This is a genomic window from Bradyrhizobium sp. YCK136 (assembly GCF_044570075.1).
Lineage (GTDB): Bacteria > Pseudomonadota > Alphaproteobacteria > Rhizobiales > Xanthobacteraceae > Bradyrhizobium > Bradyrhizobium diazoefficiens.
This window is the reverse complement of the sequence record NZ_CP172424.1, coordinates 9,229,925-9,252,398: the sequence shown is the minus strand read 5'-3', so window position 1 is coordinate 9,252,398 and position 22,474 is coordinate 9,229,925. Positions and strand designations below refer to the sequence as shown.

The window sequence follows — 22,474 nt, the reverse complement described above, 5'->3', positions numbered from 1 at the left end:
CAGCCCCGCACTCCTGCTCCTGCGTGCCTCTCCCGCTTGCGGTTTCCGCAAGCGGGAGAGATGATTTGGACTGCCGGAAGGAAATTTGGAATGAAACGGTCGCGGCTCGGCTCTCTCGACGTCACCTCAATCGGCCTCGGCTCCGCCCCTCTCGGCGGATTGTTCACCCCCGTCAGCGATGCCGATGCGCAAGCGACGCTCGAGCGGGGTTGGTCGGCCGGCATCCGCTTCTACGACACCGCGCCGCTCTACGGTTTTGGCCTGGCGGAACGGCGGCTCGGCGCATTCCTGCGGCAACAGCCGCGTGACTCCTACGTCATCTCGACCAAGGTCGGCCGCCTGCTGCGCTCGGGCGATGGCGCTGCCGCCGAGGACGAACATTACAAGAGCACGCCGCGCGAACGGCCGGTGTTCGATTTCAGTTACGACGGCGTGATGCGCTCGGTGGAGGAGAGTCTGGCTCGCCTCGGGCTCGACCGCGTCGATGTCCTGCTCGTGCATGATCCCGACGAGCATTATGACGACGCCGTCGCCGGCGCCTTGCGCGCGCTCCAGCGCCTGCGCACGGAGGGCACGGTCAAGGCGATCGGCGCCGGCATGAACCAGTCGGACATGCTGGTCCGTTTTGCCGAAACCGTGCCGGTGGACTGCTTCCTGCTCGCCGGCCGCTACACGCTGCTCGATCAGGGCGCGCTGGATGCGCTGTTTCCTGTCTGCCAGGCAAAGAACATCGGCATCCTGCTCGGCGGCATCTACAACAGCGGCATTCTGGCCAACCCGCACACCGGCGCGAAGTTCAACTATCAGGACGCCGACGCGGCGCTGATCGCGCGGGCGCTCGAGCTCGACGAGCTCTGCCGCAGGCACGGCACCGAGCTGAGGCCGCCGCGCTTCAATTCTGCATGGCCCATCCGGCCGTGACGGTCGCCGTGCTGGGCGCGCGCAATGCCGGCGAGGTCGCCGACAACATCGCGATGTCGCAGGCGCCGGTGCGGCCGGCCTTCTGGCAGGAGCTGCGTGCGCAGAAGCTCGTCGACGCGCGGGCGCCGCTGCCGGGTGGAGTGTAGGGCATGGTGATCGACGCCCATCAGCATTTCTGGGATCCGGCGCGCGCCGACTATCCCTGGATGGACGCGCCCGAACTCGCGCCGATCCGCCGTGCCTTCGGCCCCGCCGATCTCGCGCCGCTGTTGAAGGCGAATGGCATCGACGCGAGCATCGTGGTGCAGTGCCGTTCCGCGCTGGAGGAGACCGAGGAATTCTTGCGCATCGCGCATGCGACGCCCTCTGTCGTCGGCGTCGTCGGCTGGGTCGATCTGACCGATGGCGCGCTTGGGGACACGCTCGACCGGCTGCGCGCCGCGCCGGGCGGCGACAAGCTGGTCGGCATCCGCCACCAGGTCCACGACGAGGCCGATCCCGATTGGCTGCTCCGCGAGGACGTCCGGCGCGGACTTGCCGCATTGTTCGTCCGCGATCTCACTTACGACTTCCTCGTCCGCACCCGCGAATTGCCGGCGGCGATCGCAACCGCGCAGGCCTTTCCCAACGCGCGCTTCGTACTCGACCATGCCGCCAAGCCGCCGATCGCTTCCGGCGGAAGCGCCGAATGGGCTGATCGCATCAAAGCGCTCGCCGCTTGCGGCAATGTCTGGTGCAAGATCTCCGGGCTCGCGACGGAAGCGGTCTGGAGCGACTGGGACGCGGATCGGCTGTTGCCGTTCGTCCAGCACGCCGCGACATGTTTCGGTGAGGATCGTTTGATCTTCGGCTCCGACTGGCCGGTGTGTCTGCTTGCGGGAAGCTATGCCGAGATCAAGGGCGCGCTGGAGGCGTGTTTGGCGAGGCTCGGGCCGGGCGTGCGGGACAAGGCGTTCGGGGTGAATGCGAAGGCTGCGTATCGGCTAGCGATTGCTTAAGCCGAGCTCGCGCCCCAACCAAGGTGTCGTCCCGGCCTAGTACCCGGAATCAGAGCTGAGTGATACGGCGGCCTTTGAAACGGCGTTGACGGACCTTTTTCTTGGTCCAGACGAAGGGCTCGGCTCTGTCGTTGTATGCGTTGACGTAGGCATCGATGTGTTCCTGAAGCTGCTTGAGGCTCGTGAAGGAGGTGCCGCTGAGCGACTGCCCCTGCAAGATGGAAAACCATACTTCGACCTGATTGAGCCATGACGCACTTGTCGGCGTGAAATGAAATTGCACGTTGGGGTGGGCCTTGAGCCAGTCCTCGTTCTTTTTATGGGTGTTGAGGTTGTCGAGGATGACGTGAAGCTTGCGGTTCGGAAAAGCCGCGGTGACGCTGTTCATGAAATCGAGAAACTCGACGCGGCGCCGGCGTTTTGAATGGGTCGCGATGATCTTTCCGGTGGCGACTTCGAGCGCCGCAAACAATGTTGTGGTGCCATGCCGCTTGTAATCGTGGCTTTGGCCGGTCAAGGCGCGGCCATTGGGCAACTTCAGATAACCCTGCGCTCGCTCCAAAGCCTGGATCGAGGGCTTCTCGTCCACGCACAGCACAATGGCCTTCGCCGGCGGCGCGACATAGAGGCCGACAACATCGGCGGCTTTGGCCGTAAAGTTCGGGTCGTTGCTCTCGCACCAGGACTTGCGAGCCACCAGGTCAATCTTGTGGCTGCGCAGGAACCGCCAGACATATTGGACATCGACATCGCCCAGCGCCTCGGCCAGCAGGGGGCCGGTCCAGCGCGCAAACCCTTGCGGTGGCGGCTTATCCAGCAGCTTCAGAATCCGCTTGTCGGTCGTCTTCGTATAGATCGGCTGCTTGCCAGGCCGCGGCTTGTCTTGCAGCCCTTCAAGGCCATGGTCGGCATAGCGATGCCGCCAAAGGCTGACAATCCGCGGCTGGACCCCAACTTCCTTGGCGATCGACCGGGTGCTGCGCCCATCCGCCGCCAACAGAACTATCCGCGCCCGCTTCAAATCGCGCTGCAACGTCACCGGTGAGCGACAGCACGCCTCAAGCACCTTGCGATCTTTCCTCGAAAGGTGGACTTCTCTTGCTTCGGGTATCATCCCGACCTTGAATCACGACTCACGTTCCAAGAAAAGTGGGTACTAGTGCGCAATTGCGCACGGGGGGCCGGGACCCATAACCCCAAGGGAGTAGTCTGGCGAAGACTAGTCGTTCGGTACTCCCACCGCGCGCAGTCCGAGAGATCACGCGGTATGGGTCCCGGCCTGCGCCGGGACGACGACGGAGCTTGAGGCTGCGCTCGCCCCTCACGCGCCCGCGGGCACCTGGTCCAGAAATCCCGTGATGCTTCTGATGCGCCCGTCCTTCAGCACGGCGAAATCGGTGCCCTTGATCGGGCTGTCGGCGCCATCGGGGCCAAGGCCCCAGCTGAAGCGGAGATGATCGCCGTAGCCGTTGGGCTCGCCCAGCAGCTTGAACTTGAAATCGGGAAAGCGCTGTTGCACGCCTGATATCAGCGCGTCGATGCCGTCCTGGCCGTCGCCCTTCATCAGCGGATCGACATAGCTCGCATCCGCCGTCCAGTTCTGGCTCAGCAACTCGCGCCGGCGGTTTGTCGTGCGCTCGTTCCAGAGCTCGATGTAGCGGCGGGCAATGGTGACGTGGTCGGTCATGGGGTGCTCCTTCGATGACGCCGTATTCGGCTGATCGTCACTATCGAAGGTTCGCGCACGCCGATCGATTACCTCAGAGGTCATCGGCGTGCGCAAAAAAATGAAGCGCGATGATGTTCTCACCGCGCTTCGGTCGCAGGCGAATTGTTCGCGAAGGTTACTTCGCGGCCGTGACCATGATCTCGACGGTGTATTGCGGCGCTGCCAGCTTGGCCTCGACGGTGGCGCGGGCCGGGGTGTTGCCGGGGGAGACCCAGGCGTCCCACACCGCGTTCATCTCGCCAAACGTCTTCATGTCGGTGATGTAGATCGTGGCCGAGAGCAGCTTCGACTTGTCGGTGCCGGCCTTGGCGAGATGGCCGTCGATCGTCGCCAGGATGTCCTGGGTCTGCTTCGTCACGCTTTCGCCGGCGGCTTTGCTCGCGACGACACCGGCGAGATAGACGGTGTTGCCGTGCACGACGACCTGGCTCATGCGCGGGCCGGTTTCAAAACGCTGAATGCTCATTTGGGATCTCCTGGTGGAATGGCGGCCCTGTCTAGCCCAGCACCTCGCGCTCAGCCACCCCAGGCACGCATGCGTTGCCAGGCACGCATGCGTTGCCCGTGGCGCATGTGTCGTGGGCGTTGCACGCGTTCCCTACGGAAACTGACTGAAGAACGTCCAGATCGTCTCGGCGCCGTCGATGTCGCTGTTCTGAGGCCCGAGCAGGCTGGTTGCGACCTTGGGGAAGCGGGCATCCGGCGCGAAGCCGGGCATGCGATGGCCGCCATGGTTGACGCGATAGAGCACGACGTCGTGCCCCCTGGGGCAGCGCGAGGAGATCCGCGTGACCGTGGACTGGTCCGCGGGTGCCCTGTCGGGCATTTCAGTCACGTTGACATCATCGGTCTCGCAGCCGTTGAGCTTGCGCCAGAAGGCAAACGTCTCTTCGGTCGACCAGAACCCGTCCGCGGCAAAATAACTCGATCCGCGTCCGCCCTCGTAGGGCACCAGCGGGTCGGCCGTGCCGTTCATGATCAGCATCGGCAGCGGCCGCGACGGATGGCACGTGACCGCGGCTTCATCGGTGAGGTTCATGATCACGCTCGCGCCTGCCGTAAACAGATCGGCGCGGGCGCAAGCAAGCGTCATCGCCATGGCGCCGCCATTGGAGATGCCGGCGACATAGATGCGGCCAGGGTCGGCCGTGCCGTTCGTCACCAGTTTCTCGACGAGCTTGGCGATGAAGGCGACGTCGTCGGTGCCCTCGGGCGGGCCTCGGAGCGCGGGTCCCGCCTTCGTCCTCGCATCGGCCCAGGCATGGTTGAGCCCATCCGGAAAGACCACCGCGAAACCTTCGCGCTTTGCGACCTGCGGCCACGCCGTCCGCGCGACCATGTCGGCGCCGCGCTGCGTCTTGCCATGCAGCACGACCACCAGCGGGACAAGTCGCTTGGCCGGCAGTTGCACGGTGTAGGACCGCATCACGCCGTTGACGTCGATGGTGTCGGCGGACGCAGCCGGGGCGGTGGCGAAGCCCGCGAGAAGCGCCCCGATATGCATCCACCGCCGCACGATCTAGCCTACCGCCTTCGCCGCCGCACGGCCCGCATTGCGGCCCGAGAACAGGCAGCCACCGAGGAAAGTGCCTTCGAGGGAGCGATAGCCGTGCACGCCGCCGCCGCCGAAGCCCGCGGCTTCGCCGACCGCATAGAGGCCGGGAATGATACTGCCCTCGCTGCCGAACACGCGCGAGTCGAGATCGGTCTCGAAGCCGCCGAGCGTCTTGCGGGTGAGAATGTTGAGCTTGACCGCGATCAGCGGTCCGTGTGCGGGATCGAGGATGCGATGCGGGGAGGCGGTGCGGATCAGCTTGTCGCCGATATAGCGGCGCGCATTGTGGATGTTCATCACCTGCGCGTCCTTGACGTAGGGATTGGCGATCTCGCGGTCGCGCGCCTCGATCTGCATCTTGATGTGCTCGAGCCTGAGGAGGTCGCTGCCGGCAAGCTTGTTCATCGCCGTAACGAGATCGTCGATCTTGTCGCGCACGATGAAGTCGACACCATGGCTTTTGAATGCTTCCACCGGCGCCGGCGCGCCCTTGTTGGTGGCGCGGCGCAGCGTCATGCGCCAGCTCTTGCCGGTGAGGTCAGGGTTCTGCTCCGAGCCCGACAGCGCGAACTCCTTCTTGATGATGCTCTGGGTCAGGATGAACCAGGAATAATCATAGCCCGTCGACATGATGTATTTGAGCTGGCCGAGCGTGTCGGAGCCGGGGAACAGCGGCGCCGGCAAACGCGTGCCGGTGGCGTCGAACCACATGGACGAGGGCCCCGGCAGGATGCGGATGCCGTGGCGCGGCCAGATCGGTGACCAGTTCTGGATGCCCTCGACATAGTGCCACATGCGATCGCGGTTGATCAGCCGCGCACCCGCCTGCTCCGTGATGCCGATCATGCGGCCGTCGACGTGTTCGGGCACGCCCGAGATCATGAATTTTGGCGGCTCGCCGAGCCGCTTGGGCCAGTTCTGCCGCACCAGCTCGTGATTGCCGCCGATGCCGCCGGAGGCGACGATCACGGCCTGCGCCTTCAGTGCAAACTCCCCGACGACACTGCGCGAGGAGCTCTTGCCGCGCTCGACATTGTCGGGCGCGAGAACGGCGCCGCTGACGCCGTCCACCGTGCCATTGGTGATGGACAACGCGTCGACGCGGTGGCGGAATTTGAAGATCAAGCGGCCGCTCTTCATCGCCTCGCGCGCGCGGCGCTCGAACGGCTCGACGATGCCGGGCCCGGTTCCCCAGGTGACGTGGAAGCGCGGCACCGAATTGCCGTGGCCCATCGCGTCATAGCCGCCGCGCTCGGCCCAGCCGACCACGGGGAAGATGCGATGTCCCATCGCGCGCAGCCAGTCGCGCTTCTCGCCGGCCGCGAAGGCCACATAGGCCTCGGCCCATTTGCGCGGCCAGTGATCCTCGTCGCGGTCGAAGCCGGCGGTTCCGAGCCAGTCCTGCATCGCGAGATCGAAGGAATCCTTGATACCGAGCCGGCGCTGCTCGGGCGAATTGACCAGGAATAGTCCGCCGAACGACCAGAACGCCTGGCCACCGACCGACTGCTCGCCTTCCTGGTCGACCACGATCACGCGCTTGCCCGCATCCGCGATCTCGGTTGCGGCCACGAGGCCCGATAGTCCGGCGCCGACAACGATGACGTCTGTCTCTTCAGCCATGCGCGTCCCCCTCCATAGGTTCCCCCCTGTAGTTGCCCGGATTGAAGCCAGCGGTTCTAACTGAGATCAAGGGTGTGGCGCGTAAGACATCATTAACTTGTTCCACTTTGGGATAGAGCCCGGCCAAGTGCAGCGCGGACGCAACACTGGATTTGAATTTGTTTTGAGTCAGCCGGCCTGCCTAGACAAAACCTTGGTTACGACGGACGCTAGCCGTGCATCACCACCTGACACGCAGATTCGAATTCGACTGGGGCGGGGGACAATGAAGTTTCTGACGGGGTTGCTGGCGGCGGTTGTGCTCATCGCTTGCATGGGGGCTTCTCACGCGGTGGTTCGCATCGCGGATGACCGCGGCGGCCGGATCGGAACCTACGTCGACAAATACCAGGACCTGCGGCAGTCCGGCGAAACCGTCATCATCGACGGCCTCTGCGCCTCCGCCTGCACCATCGTCCTCGGCGCCATCCCGCACGACCGCATCTGCGTGACCTCGAGCGCGACGCTCGGCTTCCATGCCGCCTGGGATTTCGGCGCCAATGGCCGCGCCGTCACCAATTCCGAAGCAACCCAGATGCTTTACGCAATGTATCCCTCGCAGGTGAGGCGCTGGATCAGCCAGCGCGGGGGCCTGACCCCGCACATGCTTTTCCTGAGGGGCAAGCAGCTTCAGGCCATGTACAAGCCCTGCTACATGGACGCGCAGGCCTCGGCGATCAAACCGACCCGCCGGTCTCTCCCGCAATCGGACCAGCTCGAGTCCGCCCGGGGCCAGCTCCTGCACTGACATCCTCGGCACGACGGGTTTGCTTTAGCCCGCCAGCGGCGCCTTGCCCGCAGGCGGGCTAAAGCTTATCTCAAAGCTAGGGAACCGGGGCTTTCGCCCCGATCGTTGTCATGGCTCAACCAGTGCGCCCGGCCCATCCGTTACAGGACAATTCGCCCACTGCCGGCCGGACGCCGTCTGTGCTGCTGTTGGCTGGCACAGGTGTCGGCGGCCTGGTCGTGATCGGCGCGCTGGCGCTGTGGTTCCACTATGGCACCCAGGTGTTCTTCGAAATGATCAGGACCGGCTTCATTGCCTGCTTCTGACCCCCGACAGGAAGTCTTCCGCCCATGAGCTCCGCCACCCGCCCGCTGGTGATCGCGACCGCCTTCGCCGCAAGCCTGATCGTCGGGCTGCTGATCATGTTCTGGGCCATGGGCGGGGTCGGCAAGGTGGCGCAACCGGCTGCGATCGGCGGCCCGTTCCAGCTCACCGACCAGAACGGCAAGGCCGTCACCGACAAGAGCCTGAAGGGCAAGCCGACCCTGATCTTCTTCGGCTACACCCATTGCCCCGACGTCTGCCCGACCTCGCTGTTCGAGATCTCGGAAGTGCTGCGCGCGATGGGCAAGGACGCCGACAAGGTCAACGCCATCTTCATCTCGGTCGACCCCGAGCGGGACACGCCGGCGACGATGAAGAACTATCTGTCGAGCTTCGATCCGCATCTCGAGGGCCTCAGCGGCGATCCCGCCGAGATCGCCAAGGTGATCACGTCCTACCGGGTCTACGCCAAGAAGGTCCCGACCAAGGACGGCGACTACACCATGGACCACACCGCGCTGATCTATCTGATGGACCGCGACGGCCGCTTCGTCTCGCCGTTCAACCTGAAGCGGACGCCGGAAGAGGCCGCGGCGGACCTAAAGCGTTATCTGTAGTTTGGTGGATCGGTCGGGCCGCGTCCTCGGTGTAACCTCTCCCGCTTGCGGGAGAGGTATAGGCCGCTTTTGGCGGCCGTCCTCTAAGACGCCGAGGCAAAGCCTCGGCTATGGCAGAGCCCCGGGTGAGGGCTCTCTCCTCTCGGGGATTGTCCCTCCGCGGAGACACCCTCTCCCCGACCCCCTCCCGCAAGCGGGAGAGGGAGCGCACCTTCACCCTGACCGCAATCGGCGCTCGCGTTCCCGGGCGGATGGTCTATAAGGCCCTCCGATCCCAACGAAATTCGTTCATTTCCGGCCGATGGCTCCATCGCAACAGGCGAAATCGTCCAAATCTGCCCGTGGCTTGCTGACAGGGCTGGCCGTCGGCGCCTGCCTGTTCGCCGGCCTGCCCGGCGCGACGGCGCAGGCCCCGGCCAAGCAGCCTCCGGCGGCGCCCCAGGTCACCCCGCAGGTCGCGCCCCAGGCGGCCCCGCAGGCCGTGCCCGGCTTCTGGGGCCCGCGGCGGCGGCCGGAGCGGCCGGACCTGTCGCGCCTGACCGTGATCCGCTTTTTGACCGAGACCGACTATCCGCCGTTCAACTACACCGGCGCCGACGGCAATCCGGCCGGCTTCAACGTCGATCTCGCCCGCGCGCTCTGCGAGGAGATCAAGGTCACCTGCACGGTGCAGATGCGCCGCTTCGAGACCCTGGTCGACGCGCTCACCTCGAACCGGGGCGATGCCATCATCGCCTCGATGGCGGTGAGCCCGCAGCTCCGGGCCCGCGTCGACTTCTCCGATCCCTATTACCGCGTGCCGGCGCGCTTTGCCTCGCGCAAGGATGCGGTGATGCCGGAAATCCGCCCGGAATATCTCGAGGGCAAGAAGGTGGGCGTGATCGGCGGCTCCGCGCATGAAGCCTATCTCAAGGCGATGTTCACCGACGCCGAGCTGCACCCCTATCCCAACGACGACGCGATGCGCGCCGCGCTCCGCAAGGGCGAGGTCGACTTCATTTTCGGCGACGCCATCTCGCTCGCCTTCTGGATCAACGGCACGGATTCGGGCGATTGCTGCGCCTTCTCCGGCGGTCCCTTCGTTGAGAGCCGCTTCTTCGGTGAAGGCATCGGCATCGCCGTGCGCAAGGGCAACGACGTGCTGCGCCAGGCCCTGAACTGGGCCCTGTTCCGCGTCTGGGAAAAAGGCCGCTACACCGACCTGTGGCTGCGGTATTTTTCAGTGAGCCCGTTCTAACCATCGATCGTCATTCCGAGGCGCGCGAAGCGCGAACCCGGAATCTCGAGATTCCGGGTTCGATGCTGCGCATCGCCCCGGAATGACGATCAAGACCATTTTTGCATTCTGCCGGGAAATCGCTATTTTCCGCGGCCCGGAGGCCCCTGATGTCCGTTATCGATCTTGCCGCGAATCCGAGCGACCTGCGTGCGCTCGCCGAACAATCCAACGCCTGGCCGTTCGAGCAGGCGAAGGCCATTGTCGCGCGGCTGAAGAAAAGCCCGAAGGACGAGGTGCTGTTCGAGACCGGCTACGGCCCCTCGGGCCTGCCGCATATCGGCACGTTCGGCGAGGTCGCGCGCACCTCGATGGTGCGCCATGCCTTTCGCGTGCTGACCGAGGACAAGATCAAGACGCGCCTGCTCGCCTTCTCCGACGACATGGACGGGTTTCGGAAAGTGCCCGACAACGTCCCCAACAAGGAAATGCTGGCTGCGCATCTCGGCAAGCCGCTGACGCGCGTGCCGGATCCGTTCTCCAACGAGTACCCGTCATTCGGGCACCACAACAACGCCCGCCTGCGCGCCTTCCTCGATCATTTCGGCTTCGACTACGAGTTCGCGAGCTCGACCGACTATTATACGTCCGGCCGTTTCGACGCGACGCTGCTGAAGATGCTCGCCGCCTACGACAAGGTCATGGCGATCATCCTGCCGACGCTGGGGCCGGACCGCCGCGCGACTTATTCGCCGTTCCTGCCCATCAGCAAGACCACCGGAATCGTGCTCCAGGTGCCGATGATCCGCCGCGATGTCGCGGCCGGCACGGTGACCTATGTCGATCCGGATACCAACCAGGAAGTCGAGACGCCCGTCACCGGCGGCAACGTCAAGTGCCAGTGGAAGGCCGACTGGGCGATGCGCTGGGTTGCGCTCGGCGTCGACTACGAGATGGCCGGCAAGGACCTGATCGATTCCGTGAAGCTCTCGGGCGCGATCGCCCGGGCGCTCGGCGCCACGCCGCCCGAAGGCTTCAACTACGAGCTCTTCCTCGACGAGCAAGGCCAGAAGATCTCGAAGTCGAAGGGCAACGGCCTCACCATCGACGAATGGTTGCGCTACGCCTCGCCGGAATCGCTGTCGCTGTTCATGTATCGCGAGCCGAAGGCGGCCAAGCGGCTCTATTTCGACGTCATCCCGCGCAACGTCGACGACTACCAGCAGTTCATCGACGGCTTTGCGAAGCAGGATGGCAAGCAGCAGCTCGGCAATCCGGTCTGGCACATCCACAACGGCCATCCGCCGAAGGGCGACATGCCCGTCACCTTCCAGCTCCTCTTGACGCTGGTGTCGTCGTCGAATGCGGAGAATGCCGAGACGCTGTGGGGCTTCATCGGCCGCTATCGCCCCGGCGTGAGCCCGCAGACGCATCCCAAGCTCGATGCGATGGTCGGCTACGCCATCAACTATTACCGCGATTTCGTGGCGCCGACGAAGCAGTTCCGCGTGCCGACCGAGACCGAGCGCGCCGCGCTGCAGGATCTGCGCGATGCGCTGTCGCAGCTTCCGCAGGAATCCTCGGCCGAGGACATCCAGAACGTCGTCTACGAGATCGGTCGCCGCGAGCCGTTCCTCGACCAGGTCAAGAAGGGCAAGGACGGCCGTCCGGGCGTGACGCTCGACTGGTTCAACATGCTCTACCAGGTGCTGCTCGGCCAGGAGAAGGGCCCGCGCTTCGGCTCCTTCGTTGCGGTGTACGGTGTGCAGAACGCGGTCAACATGATCGACGGCGCGCTGGCGCGGAGCGCGTGAGGCAGGTAGCGAGGCGCGGCCCTAAAGCGGCTCGCCCGCCTTGGTCGTGAATTTGTAGACGCCATCCGGCCCGAGCACGGCGTGCATGTCGACGTCGGGATAGCTGATCACGTCGTTCGGCGTGCGATCGCCGATCACGAGCAGCCTGACGTCGCGCGTGGTGCGATTGACGAAGCGGTGCGCATCGCCGCTGCCGGCGGGGAAGCCGGCGCACATACCCGTCGTCAGCACCTGCGCGCCGGAATCGGTCTCGAGCACCACTTCGCCCTCGATCACGAAGACGAACTCGTCCTGGCGCGAATGCGCGTGACGGAACGAGGATTGCCCGCCCGGAATGATCCGGGTCAGGTTGACGCCGAAATTCTTCAGCCCCGCATGCTCGCCGAGCCGGCGGTTGTAGCGCATCTGGTTCGCGGCGCGGTGCAGCTGCGGATAGCCGGTGAAATTGCTCTCGCCGACGTCCTCCGGATCGAATGCGGGGAGTCTCGGTTCCGATGGTGTGGTCATTTCGCTTTCTCGGTCAGGCCGGGAATCGGCACGGCGCCCGCCGCGCAGAACCTCCGCAGCATCGCAGTAGGGCGCGTGTTCCCCGGCAGTATTGGCTGAAATTGCGGCGTCAGCCCGCTCGCACGGCCTGCGCAAACTGCAAGGGCGTGATGCCGTAGCAGCGCCTGAAATGCTTGTTGAGCGCGGCCTGGTCGCAGAATCCCGCCGCCAGCGCGCTGTCGGCCAGCGAATGGCCACGCCTCAAGAAATGGCAGGCCGCGTTGAGCCTGATGTGGACGAGATAGGCGTGCGGGGTGAGGCCAACCGTGCGCTTGAACAGCCCGATCAGCTGGAAACTGGTGAGGCCTGCGAGGCCGGCAAGCTGGTCCAGGCTCAGATTTTCGGCATGGCGCTCCCGCATCAGGGCGATCAACCGCGACACGACGGCGTCGCGGCCGGCAGGATCTTGCTGCGGCGTCCGTCACCATAGCGCTCGAACAGACGGCCGAAGGCATCGGCGACCAGCTCGTCGGCCAAAAGGTCGTCCTGTTCGGTTTCCAGCACCCGGTGCAACCGGTCGAAGCGCCCGATCAGATCGCCGTCGTCGAGCATGCTCTCCTGGAGGTGGGGCAGGGGGTCCGTGCCGAAGCGCCGCGCGAGGTCGCCGATTGCAGGCTGGGCGAGATAGAAGGCGCGATAGCGCCATCGTCCGCTATCGCCCATCCGGGCCGACTGCCGCTCGTCCGGATTGGAGACGAACAGCGTGGCGGCGCCGACCTTTCGCACGACATTGCGGTTGCGGATTTCGGCGCCGCCGGACTCCGTTACCGCGATCACATAGGCATCATGGGTGTGCGAACCGTAGTCGTGGTGACGGAAATCGGCGCGCAGCAGGCTCATGCCGGGAATCCGCCGGCTGTGCCAATAGCTCGTGTGGTTGCCAGTGTGCCGGCGCGCCATCGTCGGTCCGTGTGCTCCGTCTCTCGCACATCATGACGCGACGGGCGGTCCTGGACGAGAGGCAAAATCGGGATGGGAGCGTTGCCGCAATTTCAGCCAATACGGCGCCGGGGGTGTTCCCCGAGACTCCGCCTTGCAGGCTTCGGAGAGAACGATGATCGCTCGCATCTGGCGTGCGGCGGCCGCGCGCGACAAGGCCGCCCTCTATCAGCATCATTTTGCAACCCGGGTGGTGCCGCACCTTGAGGCCATCGACGGCTTTTCCGGCGCCTCGCTGTTGCGCCGCGAGGTGGAGGGGGGCACCGAAGTGCTGGCGCTGACGCTGTGGCAGGGCCTCGACAGCATCCGCGCCTTCACGGGGCCCGATCCCGACAAGGCCGTCGTCGATCCTGAGGCGCAGGCCATGCTGACGGCCTTCGATGCAACGGCCGCCAACTACGAGGTCGTCGTGGACATCAGACAGAACGTCCGAGGCGCCGTGGCTGCGCCTCAGGTCGAGCGTAGCACGTAACGCCGGTTGTCCTTCTGCACCGGCCGCGCGTTCATCGGATAGAGCTTTGCGAAGACGGCGACGTCGGCGGCCGAGACCTGGATCGGGGTGGTCAGCAGCAGCCATTCGACCACTTCCGAGCAGGGCGGCGTCGTCAGCGAGCCGGAATAGCGGAAGTAGCTGAGCCTCGTTGGCAGCATAGAGAGGGGATCGATGCTCGCGTCGGCTTTCACCGCGGGGCCTTCCGCCGCCGGCATGGTCTTGACGATCTTGCCGAAGGCCGGGTTCGGCTTGCCCTCGGCCATCAGCACGCCGACCACGGCGAGCCCGCCGGCATCGTTGCGATGGACGAAATGCGCCTCCATCGGAAAATTCTTGCCGCCGATCATGTGCTCGCTCGGCCGGTGGAAGTGCACCTGGAGCAGCTTGTATTTGACGTCGCCGAGCGTGAGCGTGCTGCCTTCGGCGAAGTTGAGCTGGATCGTGTGCCCGTTGTTGACGATGGTGTCGGCGCTCTTGCCCCAATTCAGCTTCAACATCGGCAATTGCGACTTGATCGTCGCCTCGATGTCGATCGGCGATTGTTGCAGGCCGACCGCGCAGGCCTTGTTGGCCGCGTCGAGATCGCCCCATTTGGCAGGGGCTCCGGCGCCTTCATAGCTCCAATGCACGCCTTCGGCGGCGAAGGCCGGCTTGCAGACCGGACAAAGCGCAAGACCCGCGAGGGCCTTCAATGCGTGACGGCGATTCATCATATTCCCCCAAGATGAATTAGATCGGCGATGCGCGCGCAACCTAGGCGAGAGGCGCGGTGAGTCCAATGGCCGTCGCGCGTTGAATTTATTGGCTCGCCCACACGATTCTTGCGACCCACGCGAGCTCACCCGCCGCGATCGTGCGCTCGGCCTGCGAGGCATCGAGCGGCAGCAAGTCCAGCGCCTTGGCCGTGCGGCGCTTCAACGTTGCGACCGTCACCTCGCCCGCCTTGGTCGTCACCACGACACGATCCCCCTTGCGGATCGGCGTGCCGGGTGAGACCAGGATGACGTCGCCGTTGCGATAGGTCGGGGCAAGCGCATCGCCGGCAATCTCCAGCGCAAACGTCTGGCTGTCCTCGGCGGTGGGAAGCGCGAGCTCGGTCCAGCCCTTGCCGGACGGAAGGCCGGTCTCGTCGAAAGCGCCGCTCGCGCCCGCCTGTGCGAGCCCGAGCAGCGGCACCGAGCGGCTGTTGCCGGTCTCGTCGCTGATCAACCCGGCAAAGACATCGATTGAGGCGCCGGCCGCTGCCAGCGCTTTTGCGATCGATTCGGTCGAGGGCCAGCGCTCGCGGCCGTCCGAGGTGACACGCTTGGACCGGTTGAAAGTGGTGGGGTCGAGCCCTGCCCGCTTGGCGAGGCCGGACGGAGACAGCCCGGCGCGCGCCGCCAGCCGATCCAGCGCGACCCAGATCTGGTCGTGAGTTAGTATCCTCTGCGCTTTGGCCTGTCTGACCATGGAAGGTCCAGCCCGTCGCAACTCAGGAAAACTGTCCTCAAATCAACCGGTTTTCCGATTTTCGCGCAAGAGGCGACGGCGGACGCGCTTTCAAGCGAAGCGGATACCGGTTCGCGTCAAGAATACGCGTCAAAACAAGAATTTAGAGCCCATTCCGATTTCATCGGAATGGAATAGGCTCTAAGTCTTGAGTTCGGAAGGGGCCGCCTTTACGGTCGCGCCGGGTTTTGAGACCCGCAAGAGACGAAAAACCCCAAGAGACTCAACGAACTGACTCAAAGAGCAAACAGGGCTCCACATCAGGTGGTCAACAAGATCTACAAAATCTGTCCGGCCTCGGCCTGGCGCGAGGCGGAACGGCAGGGCGTGTACCGCGGCAGCGCGGACGACGCGCGCGACGGCTTCATCCATTTCTCGACGGCCGCCCAGATTCCCGAGACGTTGCGCAAGCATTATTTCGGGCAGCGCGCGCTGTTCCTGGTCGAGGTCGACGGCGATGCGCTCGGCAGCGCTTTGCGCTGGGAGCGCTCGCGCAATGACGAGCTGTTTCCGCATCTCTATGGCGAGCTCGATTTCGGCGCGGTCATCTCGGTGGTGAACCTCAACATGCGCTCGGACGGCGGCCACGACATGCCGGAGCTTGCCCCGTGATTCGCGCCTTCGATGCTCTTTCGCTGCCGGTGCTGCGCTGGCTCGATCCGGAGGATGCGCATCGCCTGGCGATCCAGGGCCTGCGCTTCCTGCCGCCGGTCAAGCCGCGCGCTGACGATCCCAAGCTCGCGGTGCGCGCCTTCGGGCTCAACTTTCCCAACCCGATCGGCATGGCCGCGGGCTTCGACAAGAGCGCGGAGGTGCCGGATGCGCTGCTGCGCCTCGGCTTCGGCTTCGTCGAGATCGGCTCGGTGACGCCCAAGCCGCAAAGCGGCAATCCGCGGCCGCGGCTGTTCCGGCTCGAGCGCGACGAGGCCGTCATCAACCGCATGGGCTTCAACAATGATGGCGCGGATGTCGCGCTGCGCCGGCTCGCCGCGCGCGCGCAGCACGGCGGCATCGTCGGCGTCAATGTCGGCGCCAACAAGGATTCGCCGGACCGCGTTGGGGACTACGTCAAGCTGATCGAGGCCTTTGCGCCGGTCGCGAGCTATTTCACGATCAACGTCTCCTCGCCGAACACGCCGGGCCTGCGCAACTTGCAGGAAGGCGCGCTGCTCGACGACCTCCTCGCAAGGGTGATCGACGCGCGCGAGCGGGTGCGCCAGAAGGCCGGCGACACGCCGGTGCTGCTGAAGATCGCGCCGGATTTGAGCCTTGCCCAGCTCGACGACGTCGTGCAGGTCGCGCGCTCGCGCCGGGTCGACGGCATGATCGTGTCGAATACGACGATCGCACGGCCGAGCACGCTGCGCGAGGAAATGCGGGCGAAGGAGCAGGGCGGCCTGTCCGGCCGGCCGCTGTTCCGCCTGTCGACGCGCATGGTCGCGGAGACCTATGTGCGCGTCGAGGGCGCGTTCCCGCTGGTCGGCGTCGGCGGTGTCGATTCCGGCGGCGCCGCGCTGACGAAAATCCGCGCCGGCGCGAGCCTGATTCAGCTCTATTCGTCGCTGGTCTACAAGGGCCTCGGCCTCGTCGAGGAGATCAAGCGCGACCTCACCTCGACATTGCTGCGCACGGGCCGGGATTCGCTCTCCGACATCGTCGGCGCGGATGCTGCGACGCTGACGGCGGAAGACTGGCCGGGGATGTGAGGCGCCGTTCTTCGCCTCTCCCCGCAAGCGGGGCGAGGGAGAAGAGAAAGCCGCTCCATCCGGGCCACGATTGTTCTACGATTTCGGAAACGTCGCCCCGTACAGCGCCGGATAGCGCGCGCCCTGCAAGCCGCCGCGTGCGACATAGAAGGCGATCAGCGCGCACCATAGCCCGGCATTGCCGAGGGATTGCAGCGCCCACCAGGTGAAGAGGAAGATCGCCAGCGAGGCCAGCATGAGATTGCGCATCTCGCGGGCCCAGGTGGCGCCGATATAGATCCCGTCGAAGCCGAAGGCGAACACGCCGGGCACCGGCGCGAGCACGATGAAGGGCAGGAAGTCGCGCGCGGCCCGGCGAACGTCTTCGCTCGCGGTCATGACATTGATCAGCGCCGTCCCGAACAGCGCGAACAGCACCGCGACCACCAGCGCGAAGCCGAGCCCCCACGCGAGCACCAGCCGGGTCGAATCCGCAAACCCCCTTGCATCGCGTGCGCCAAAGGTCCTGCCGCAGAGCTGCTGGGCCGCGTTCGCAAGACCGTCGAGGAAGAAGGCGCTGACCAGCAGGAAATTGTTGAGCACGGAGTTCGCGGCCAGCGTGACATCGCCGGCGCGCGCGCCCTTGGCGGTGAAGAACAGGAACACGGCGATCAGCGCCGCGGTGCGGATCATGATGTCGGAGTTCACCGCGAGCATCCGCATCAGCTTGGCCCGGTCGAACAACGTGGCGCGAGGCACGCCAAAGCCGCCGTCCGCATGGCGGCGGCAGACGATCACGCCGAGGACGAAGCCGATGGCCTCCGAGAGCAGCGCGGCGATCGCCGCGCCCGCGATGCCGGTGTCGTAGACCAGCACGAGCAGGATCGTCGCCGCCATGTTGACGAGGTTGATGACGATCTGAAGCAGCAAGGCCGGATTGGCGCGGGCCTGCCCCACCAGCCAGCCGAGGATGACATAGTTGGCGAAGGCCAGCGGCGACGACCAGATCCGGATCATGAAATAGGTCTTGGCGGCGCGCGTGACGCCGTCGCTGCCGCCCATCAGGTCGAACAGAACGGCCGCCAGCGGCAGTTGCAGCGCGATCAACGCCGCCCCGATCAGGCTGGCGACGATGAAGCCGCGCATCAGGATAGCGGTCAGCTCGCGCGTCTCGCCGGCGCCGAGCGCCTGCGCGGTGAAGGCGAGCGTGCTCATGCGCAGGAAGCCGAACAGCCAGAACAGGCAGTCGAAGATGACGGAGGCCATCGCCACGCCGCCGAGCAGCGCGGCATCGTCGAGCCGCCCGATCGCCGTGGTCGAGACCACTCCGATCAGCGGCGTGGTGAGGTTCGCAACCATCGCCGGACCCGCGATGGCGAAGACCTGGCGGGAGCCGATCTTGAGGGGAACGGGCGCGTGCATGTCAGAACACGAGCACCATGCCGTCTTCGGCGGCGAGATGCTCGATATCGACGAGCCACGACAGCATGTCGTCGCTCATATGGGTGAGGACGAGGCGTTTGGCGCCGATCGCGGGCAGATGCTGTTCCAAGGTCTTCAGGCTGAGATGGTTCTTGACCACCTTCTCGTACATATAGGCTTCCGCGATGAAAAGGTCCGCGCCATGCGCCAGCGGAATGAGCGTTTCCGTCCACTCGGTGTCGGCGCTGTAGGCGAGCGTGCGGCCCTCGGTCTCGACGCGGTAGGCGAGGAACGGGCCGCCGGATTCGCCGTGCACGACCGGGTAGGGCGTCACCGTCACCGCGCCGAAATTGCGCCTTTGCCCGGGCGCGAGCTCGACGACGGAGAGCTCGAAGCGCTGCTTGGTCTTCGAGGAATGCTCGAACAAAACCTCCATCACCTCGCGCAGCCGTGTCTCGATGCCTTGCGGGCCCGCGATCGTCAGCGGTCGCGTTCGCCGCGAGAACTGCGCGTCGAGCAGGACAAACGGCAGGCCTGCAAAATGGTCGCCGTGGAAATGCGTGATCAGGATCAGATCGATATCGTTGCGGTCGATCTCGAGTCGCTTCAGCGCAGGCAGGGCCGACGCGCCGCAGTCGATCAGGAAGTTGGCCTCGCGCCCCGCAACGTGGAAGCAGGTGTTGAGCCTGCCGCCCGAGCCGAAGGCGTCGCCGCAGCCGACAAAGCGTAATTGCATCGGCTGCGGGCTCCCTGAGCTCGATCCGGACTTAGCGGCGCGGCGCGCCGAAGACGCGCGACAGCAGCCAGATCGGAATCACGATGACCGCGCCGAGCAGGAAGTAGCGCCACAGCCAGTTCACGGCATCGAAGCCGAGATCCCACAGCCGCTGGAACAAGAGGCGAATGCTGTAGATGATATTCCAGGGATCGAAGCCGATCGCCGCCAGCACGACGCCCACCAGGATCGAGAGCAGGACGAGGCGAAACGCGACCGCCAGCGGCGAGCCGCCGAGAAAGCGGTTCAGGCCGTCACTGCGGCCGGCCGGCAAATCTCTGACGTCTTGGACCATCGCAAAAAACTCCTCGCGGGATTCGATCCGATTATAAGTCACGGCGGGGCACATGGGGAACCCGTAACCGGCCGTCAATCAGCTTACCGCATTTTAATTTCGGCAGCGCGCCAGCGATTTGGGTGCACGCCGGCGGCTGGGCTCACCTCTCCCGCTTGCGGGAGAGGTCGGCGCGTCCGGCGATGCGAAGCATCGTCCCGAGCGCCGGGTGAAGGCTCTGTCCTCTTGGGGAATCCCGATGAGGGGACACCCTCACCCCAACCCTCTCCCGCAAGCGGGAGAGGGGGCGCACCTTCGCCTTGTCGACAATCGAGCCTCGTCTCAGCACGCTTCAAGCCTCAACCTCCGCCGCCTCCGCCTTCAGCATCTTTTCCAGGGTTTCCAGCCGGTCGGCCTCCCGCGGCGGCTTGTCCCACCGCAGTCGGCTGATGCGGGGAAAGCGCATCGCGACGCCTGATTTGTGCCGCGGCGAGCGCTGCAGCCCTTCGAACGCGACCTCCAGCACCAGCCCCTTGTCGCCCTCGTGCACGACATGGCGCACCGGGCCGAACTTTTCCGTGGTGTTGCGGCGGACGAAGCGGTCGATCTGGAGTAGTTCCTCGTCGGTGAAGCCGAAATAGGCCTTTCCCACCGGTACCAGCTCGTCGCCGGTCTCACCTTCGGTCCAGACGCCAAACGTGTAGTCGGAATAATAGGACGAGCGCTTGCCGTGGCCGCGCTGCGCGTACATCAGCACGGCATCGATGATGTGCGGGTCGCGCTTCCACTTCCACCATTGGCCCTTCGGCCGGCCGGGCAGATAAGGCGCATCGCGCCGCTTGAGCATCACGCCCTCGACGGCGTCGGCATCCTCGCCGGCGCCGGCACTTGCGGGGTCGGCGCGCGCGGCGGTCAGCGCCTCCCAGCTCGCGAAGGGCACGATGGGCGACAGATCAATGCGGGGATCGCCGAGCTTAGTGACGAATGTTTCCAGCCGTTCGCGCCGCTCTGCGAATGGCAGCTCGCGCAGGTCGTTCTCATCGTCGCCGAGCAAATCGTAGGCGCGCAGATGGATCGGGAATTCCTTGATCAGCTTTGGCGAGACCACCTTGCGATTGAGCCGCTGCTGGAGAACGTTGAAGCTCTGCACGCGGCCCTCGCGCAGGATCAGAAGCTCGCCGTCGATCGCGCCCGGCAGGCGCAGCGATGGCACGAGATCCGGAAAGCTCCCCGTGATGTCCTCGCCGGTGCGCGAATAGAGCCGGGCAGTGACGTGGCCGCGGTCGTCGCGGCCCGCAACCGCCTGCACGCGGATGCCGTCCCATTTCCATTCGGCGATGTAGTCGGCGGGATCGAGCGCGACGAAATCGGTATCGTCGATCGCATGCGCGAGCATCACCGGGCGGAACGGCGCGGGATCGCGATTGACCGGCTTTTCGCCGCGGCCTTCCAGCCAGGCGAACAGGTCGAGATAGGGTGGCGCGAGCCCCGGCCAGATCAGCTCGACCTCATGCGGGTCCTTGTCGCCGAGCGCCGCCGCGGCGGTCTTTGCGAGGCGTGCGGAAATGCCGATGCGAAGCGCGCCGGTGACGAGCTTGAGCAGCGCCCAGCGGCCGGTCTCATCGAGCTCGTCGAGCCAGCGTTCAAGTTGCTTCGGCAGTTCGGTCTTGCCGAGGGTGCGGAGCGTGGTGACGACTTCGGTGAGGGTCGGCGGCGGCGGGTTGTTGTGGTTGCTTGGGTGGAGCGCATCGCTGGCATCTCGCCCGCGGTACCCCCCTCCCTGCCCCTCCCCCGCAAGGGGGGAGGGGACGGAGAGGCTCGTGCCTCCATCACTTTGGGAATCGCTATTAGTTGTTGTGCTCGCTGACAGAGCCGCGTTCTGCTGCGCTCCCTCCCCCCTTGTGGGGGAGGGCGGAGGAGAGGGGTGGCCCGGAAAAGACTGCCCGCCATCTCCCGCGCGCTTCGGCCACATCAGCGCCACCGTCTCCGAGAGATCGCCGACGTAGTCGTAGGACAACCCGAACAGCACCTCATCCGTGCGCGACGCGATCAGGTCGCGGATCAGCGCCGGCTTGGCGTGCTTGAAGCTGAGCGCGCCGGTCAGTGCCGCCAGCGCGTAGCCGCGATCGGGATCGCCGACCTCGCGGAAATAGCCGGTGATCAGCCGCAGCTTGTTGTTGCGGCCGGGCTCGTAGGCGAGGCGGTCCAGAAGTTCGGCGAAACGGTTCATCCTTCCGCCTCGTCTTGAAGCTGCGTCTCGCTCTCCTCCTCGTCGCCATAGCCGACCAGATCGAGCGGCTGCGCCCGCAGGCCCCGCGATTGGCACCAATGCACCAGCGCGTCTTCCTGGCCGTGCGTGACCCAGATCTCGCCGGCGCCGGTCGCCGCGATCGTGGCGGTGAGGCCGTCCCAGTCGGCGTGGTCGGAAATCACGAGCGGCAATTCGACGCCGCGCTGCCGCGCGCGGGCGCGCACGCGCATCCACCCTGAGGCGAAGGCGGTTACGGGATCGGGAAAACGGCGCGTCCAGATACCTGATGTCGCTGACGGCGGTGCCAGCGTGATGGTGCCGGCGAGCGCCGCCTTCTTCACGCCCATCACCGGCCTGAGATCGCCGAGTGCGATCCCGCGGCTCTGGTAGTAATGCGTGATCGTCTCCATGGCGCCATGCAGATAGATCGGTGCCTCATAGCCGGCCTGGCGCAGCAGCGCGATCACGCGCTGCGCCTTGCCGAGCGAATAGGCGCCGACGAGATGCGCGCGCTCGGGAAACAGCGCGACCGAGGCGAGCAGCTTCTTCACTTCATCGGCCGCATCGCCATGCCGGAACACCGGCAGGCCGAACGTCGCCTCGGTGATGAAGACGTCGCAGGGGACCAGCTCGAACGGCGTGCAGGTCGGATCTCGCGCGTCCTTGTAGTCGCCGGAGGCAACGATGCAGGTGTCTTTGCATGTCACCGCGATCTGCGCCGAGCCCAGCACATGCCCGGCCGGGTGGAATTTCACGCTGACATTGCCGAGCCGGATCTTCTCGCCGTAACGGATGGCTTGCGTCGAGCCGGCGAAATTCTCGCCATAGCGCAGCCGCATCATGTCGAGCGTTTCCTGCGTCGCCAGCACCGCGCCATGGCCGGCGCGGGCATGGTCGGAATGGCCGTGGGTGATCACGGCCCGCTCGACCGGGCGCACGGGATCGATGTGGAAGCCGCCGGGCTTGCAGCACAGGCCGGCAGCAGCTGGCAACAGGATGTCTTGCGGGCGCATGACTGGTATATAGGCTGCCTCA

At 65.5% G+C, this 22,474-nt stretch carries 24 protein-coding genes and 1 pseudogene; 10 read left to right on the top strand and 15 right to left on the bottom strand.

Features of this window, described 5'->3' with window-relative positions; translation table 11 throughout:
- Window positions 1–90: 90 nt before the first annotated feature.
- Window positions 91–1,067: pseudogene (locus ACFLEY_RS44815) on the top strand (aldo/keto reductase).
- Between the two features lie 3 nt (window positions 1,068–1,070).
- A complete protein-coding gene (locus ACFLEY_RS44810; RefSeq protein WP_211434006.1) occupies window positions 1,071–1,919 on the top strand; it encodes an amidohydrolase in 849 nt (282 codons plus the stop codon).
- A gap of 49 nt (window positions 1,920–1,968) precedes the next feature.
- Here the strand turns inward: ACFLEY_RS44810 and ACFLEY_RS44805 are convergent, their stop codons facing one another.
- The 5 genes from ACFLEY_RS44805 to ACFLEY_RS44785 form a co-directional block, all read right to left on the bottom strand.
- Window positions 1,969–3,033: an IS630-like element ISRj1 family transposase gene (locus tag ACFLEY_RS44805; protein WP_026192128.1), complete on the bottom strand. Its 1,065-nt coding sequence runs from the start codon at window positions 3,031–3,033 to the stop codon at window positions 1,969–1,971.
- Between the two features lie 207 nt (window positions 3,034–3,240).
- Entirely contained in the window at window positions 3,241–3,606 is a 366-nt protein-coding gene (locus tag ACFLEY_RS44800; protein WP_060909383.1) for a nuclear transport factor 2 family protein, read from the bottom strand.
- Between the two features lie 157 nt (window positions 3,607–3,763).
- Complete coding sequence (locus tag ACFLEY_RS44795; protein WP_011083946.1) at window positions 3,764–4,114, bottom strand: RidA family protein; 351 nt, start codon at window positions 4,112–4,114, stop codon at window positions 3,764–3,766.
- 132 nt (window positions 4,115–4,246) lie between these two features.
- A complete protein-coding gene (locus tag ACFLEY_RS44790) occupies window positions 4,247–5,164 on the bottom strand; it encodes a PHB depolymerase family esterase (RefSeq protein WP_082755643.1) in 918 nt (305 codons plus the stop codon).
- 3 nt (window positions 5,165–5,167) lie between these two features.
- On the bottom strand, window positions 5,168–6,826 hold the full coding sequence (locus ACFLEY_RS44785) for an FAD-binding dehydrogenase (protein WP_060909381.1): 1,659 nt from the start codon (window positions 6,824–6,826) through the stop codon (window positions 5,168–5,170).
- 265 nt (window positions 6,827–7,091) lie between these two features.
- On the opposite strand from ACFLEY_RS44785, the gene ACFLEY_RS44780 reads away from it, so the two are divergent.
- The 5 genes from ACFLEY_RS44780 to ACFLEY_RS44760 all read left to right on the top strand — a co-directional run bounded on the left by ACFLEY_RS44780 (window position 7,092) and on the right by ACFLEY_RS44760 (window position 11,563).
- Window positions 7,092–7,613 (top strand): hypothetical protein, encoded by a 522-nt coding sequence (locus ACFLEY_RS44780; protein WP_028172800.1) that lies wholly within the window; start codon window positions 7,092–7,094, stop codon window positions 7,611–7,613.
- A 110-nt stretch (window positions 7,614–7,723) separates the two neighbouring features.
- Window positions 7,724–7,918, top strand: a complete 195-nt coding sequence (locus ACFLEY_RS44775) for a hypothetical protein (protein ID WP_060909380.1) — start codon at window positions 7,724–7,726, stop codon at window positions 7,916–7,918.
- Between the two features lie 24 nt (window positions 7,919–7,942).
- A complete protein-coding gene (locus ACFLEY_RS44770) occupies window positions 7,943–8,533 on the top strand; it encodes an SCO family protein (RefSeq protein ID WP_011083950.1) in 591 nt (196 codons plus the stop codon).
- A gap of 301 nt (window positions 8,534–8,834) precedes the next feature.
- Window positions 8,835–9,770: a transporter substrate-binding domain-containing protein gene (locus tag ACFLEY_RS44765; protein ID WP_060909379.1), complete on the top strand. Its 936-nt coding sequence runs from the start codon at window positions 8,835–8,837 to the stop codon at window positions 9,768–9,770.
- A gap of 149 nt (window positions 9,771–9,919) precedes the next feature.
- Complete coding sequence (locus ACFLEY_RS44760; RefSeq protein ID WP_060909378.1) at window positions 9,920–11,563, top strand: lysine--tRNA ligase; 1,644 nt, start codon at window positions 9,920–9,922, stop codon at window positions 11,561–11,563.
- A 21-nt stretch (window positions 11,564–11,584) separates the two neighbouring features.
- On the opposite strand, the gene ACFLEY_RS44755 is transcribed toward ACFLEY_RS44760, so the two are convergent.
- From ACFLEY_RS44755 to ACFLEY_RS44745, 3 genes are all read right to left on the bottom strand, one after another.
- Complete coding sequence (locus ACFLEY_RS44755) at window positions 11,585–12,070, bottom strand: cupin domain-containing protein (RefSeq protein WP_060909377.1); 486 nt, start codon at window positions 12,068–12,070, stop codon at window positions 11,585–11,587.
- 109 nt (window positions 12,071–12,179) lie between these two features.
- Window positions 12,180–12,491, bottom strand: coding sequence for a helix-turn-helix domain-containing protein (locus tag ACFLEY_RS44750; RefSeq protein ID WP_171901156.1), 312 nt, complete (start codon window positions 12,489–12,491; stop codon window positions 12,180–12,182).
- Window positions 12,479–13,009: an AraC family ligand binding domain-containing protein gene (locus ACFLEY_RS44745; protein ID WP_171901155.1), complete on the bottom strand. Its 531-nt coding sequence runs from the start codon at window positions 13,007–13,009 to the stop codon at window positions 12,479–12,481. The genes ACFLEY_RS44750 and ACFLEY_RS44745 overlap by 13 nt, the downstream gene beginning before the upstream one ends.
- 154 nt (window positions 13,010–13,163) lie before the next feature.
- On the opposite strand from ACFLEY_RS44745, the gene ACFLEY_RS44740 reads away from it, so the two are divergent.
- On the top strand, window positions 13,164–13,520 hold the full coding sequence (locus ACFLEY_RS44740; protein WP_060909376.1) for an antibiotic biosynthesis monooxygenase: 357 nt from the start codon (window positions 13,164–13,166) through the stop codon (window positions 13,518–13,520).
- On the opposite strand, the gene ACFLEY_RS44735 is transcribed toward ACFLEY_RS44740, so the two are convergent.
- Window positions 13,499–14,251 carry a carbonic anhydrase gene (locus ACFLEY_RS44735; protein WP_396604448.1) on the bottom strand — a complete coding sequence of 251 codons (753 nt, stop codon included), beginning with the start codon at window positions 14,249–14,251 and terminating at the stop codon, window positions 13,499–13,501. The two genes, ACFLEY_RS44740 and ACFLEY_RS44735, sit on opposite strands and share 22 nt — an antisense overlap.
- 88 nt (window positions 14,252–14,339) lie before the next feature.
- Complete coding sequence (locus tag ACFLEY_RS44730; protein WP_028172807.1) at window positions 14,340–14,993, bottom strand: helix-turn-helix transcriptional regulator; 654 nt, start codon at window positions 14,991–14,993, stop codon at window positions 14,340–14,342.
- A gap of 303 nt (window positions 14,994–15,296) precedes the next feature.
- On the opposite strand from ACFLEY_RS44730, the gene ACFLEY_RS44725 reads away from it, so the two are divergent.
- Complete coding sequence (locus tag ACFLEY_RS44725; RefSeq protein ID WP_060909375.1) at window positions 15,297–15,644, top strand: DUF952 domain-containing protein; 348 nt, start codon at window positions 15,297–15,299, stop codon at window positions 15,642–15,644.
- A complete protein-coding gene (locus ACFLEY_RS44720) occupies window positions 15,641–16,738 on the top strand; it encodes a quinone-dependent dihydroorotate dehydrogenase (RefSeq protein ID WP_011083959.1) in 1,098 nt (365 codons plus the stop codon). The genes ACFLEY_RS44725 and ACFLEY_RS44720 overlap by 4 nt, the downstream gene beginning before the upstream one ends.
- A gap of 75 nt (window positions 16,739–16,813) precedes the next feature.
- Here ACFLEY_RS44720 and ACFLEY_RS44715 read toward each other — a convergent pair whose 3' ends face one another.
- The 5 genes from ACFLEY_RS44715 to ACFLEY_RS44695 all read right to left on the bottom strand — a co-directional run bounded on the left by ACFLEY_RS44715 (window position 16,814) and on the right by ACFLEY_RS44695 (window position 22,452).
- A complete protein-coding gene (locus ACFLEY_RS44715) occupies window positions 16,814–18,139 on the bottom strand; it encodes an MATE family efflux transporter (RefSeq protein ID WP_060909374.1) in 1,326 nt (441 codons plus the stop codon).
- A 1-nt stretch (window position 18,140) separates the two neighbouring features.
- Entirely contained in the window at window positions 18,141–18,875 is a 735-nt protein-coding gene (locus ACFLEY_RS44710; RefSeq protein WP_060909373.1) for an MBL fold metallo-hydrolase, read from the bottom strand.
- A gap of 31 nt (window positions 18,876–18,906) precedes the next feature.
- Window positions 18,907–19,209: a DUF6460 domain-containing protein gene (locus ACFLEY_RS44705; RefSeq protein WP_028172810.1), complete on the bottom strand. Its 303-nt coding sequence runs from the start codon at window positions 19,207–19,209 to the stop codon at window positions 18,907–18,909.
- Between the two features lie 331 nt (window positions 19,210–19,540).
- On the bottom strand, window positions 19,541–21,418 hold the full coding sequence (locus ACFLEY_RS44700) for an ATP-dependent DNA ligase (RefSeq protein ID WP_211433642.1): 1,878 nt from the start codon (window positions 21,416–21,418) through the stop codon (window positions 19,541–19,543).
- A complete protein-coding gene (locus ACFLEY_RS44695; RefSeq protein ID WP_060909372.1) occupies window positions 21,415–22,452 on the bottom strand; it encodes a ligase-associated DNA damage response exonuclease in 1,038 nt (345 codons plus the stop codon). Before ACFLEY_RS44695 ends, ACFLEY_RS44700 begins: the two co-directional genes overlap by 4 nt.
- Window positions 22,453–22,474 lie beyond the last annotated feature (22 nt).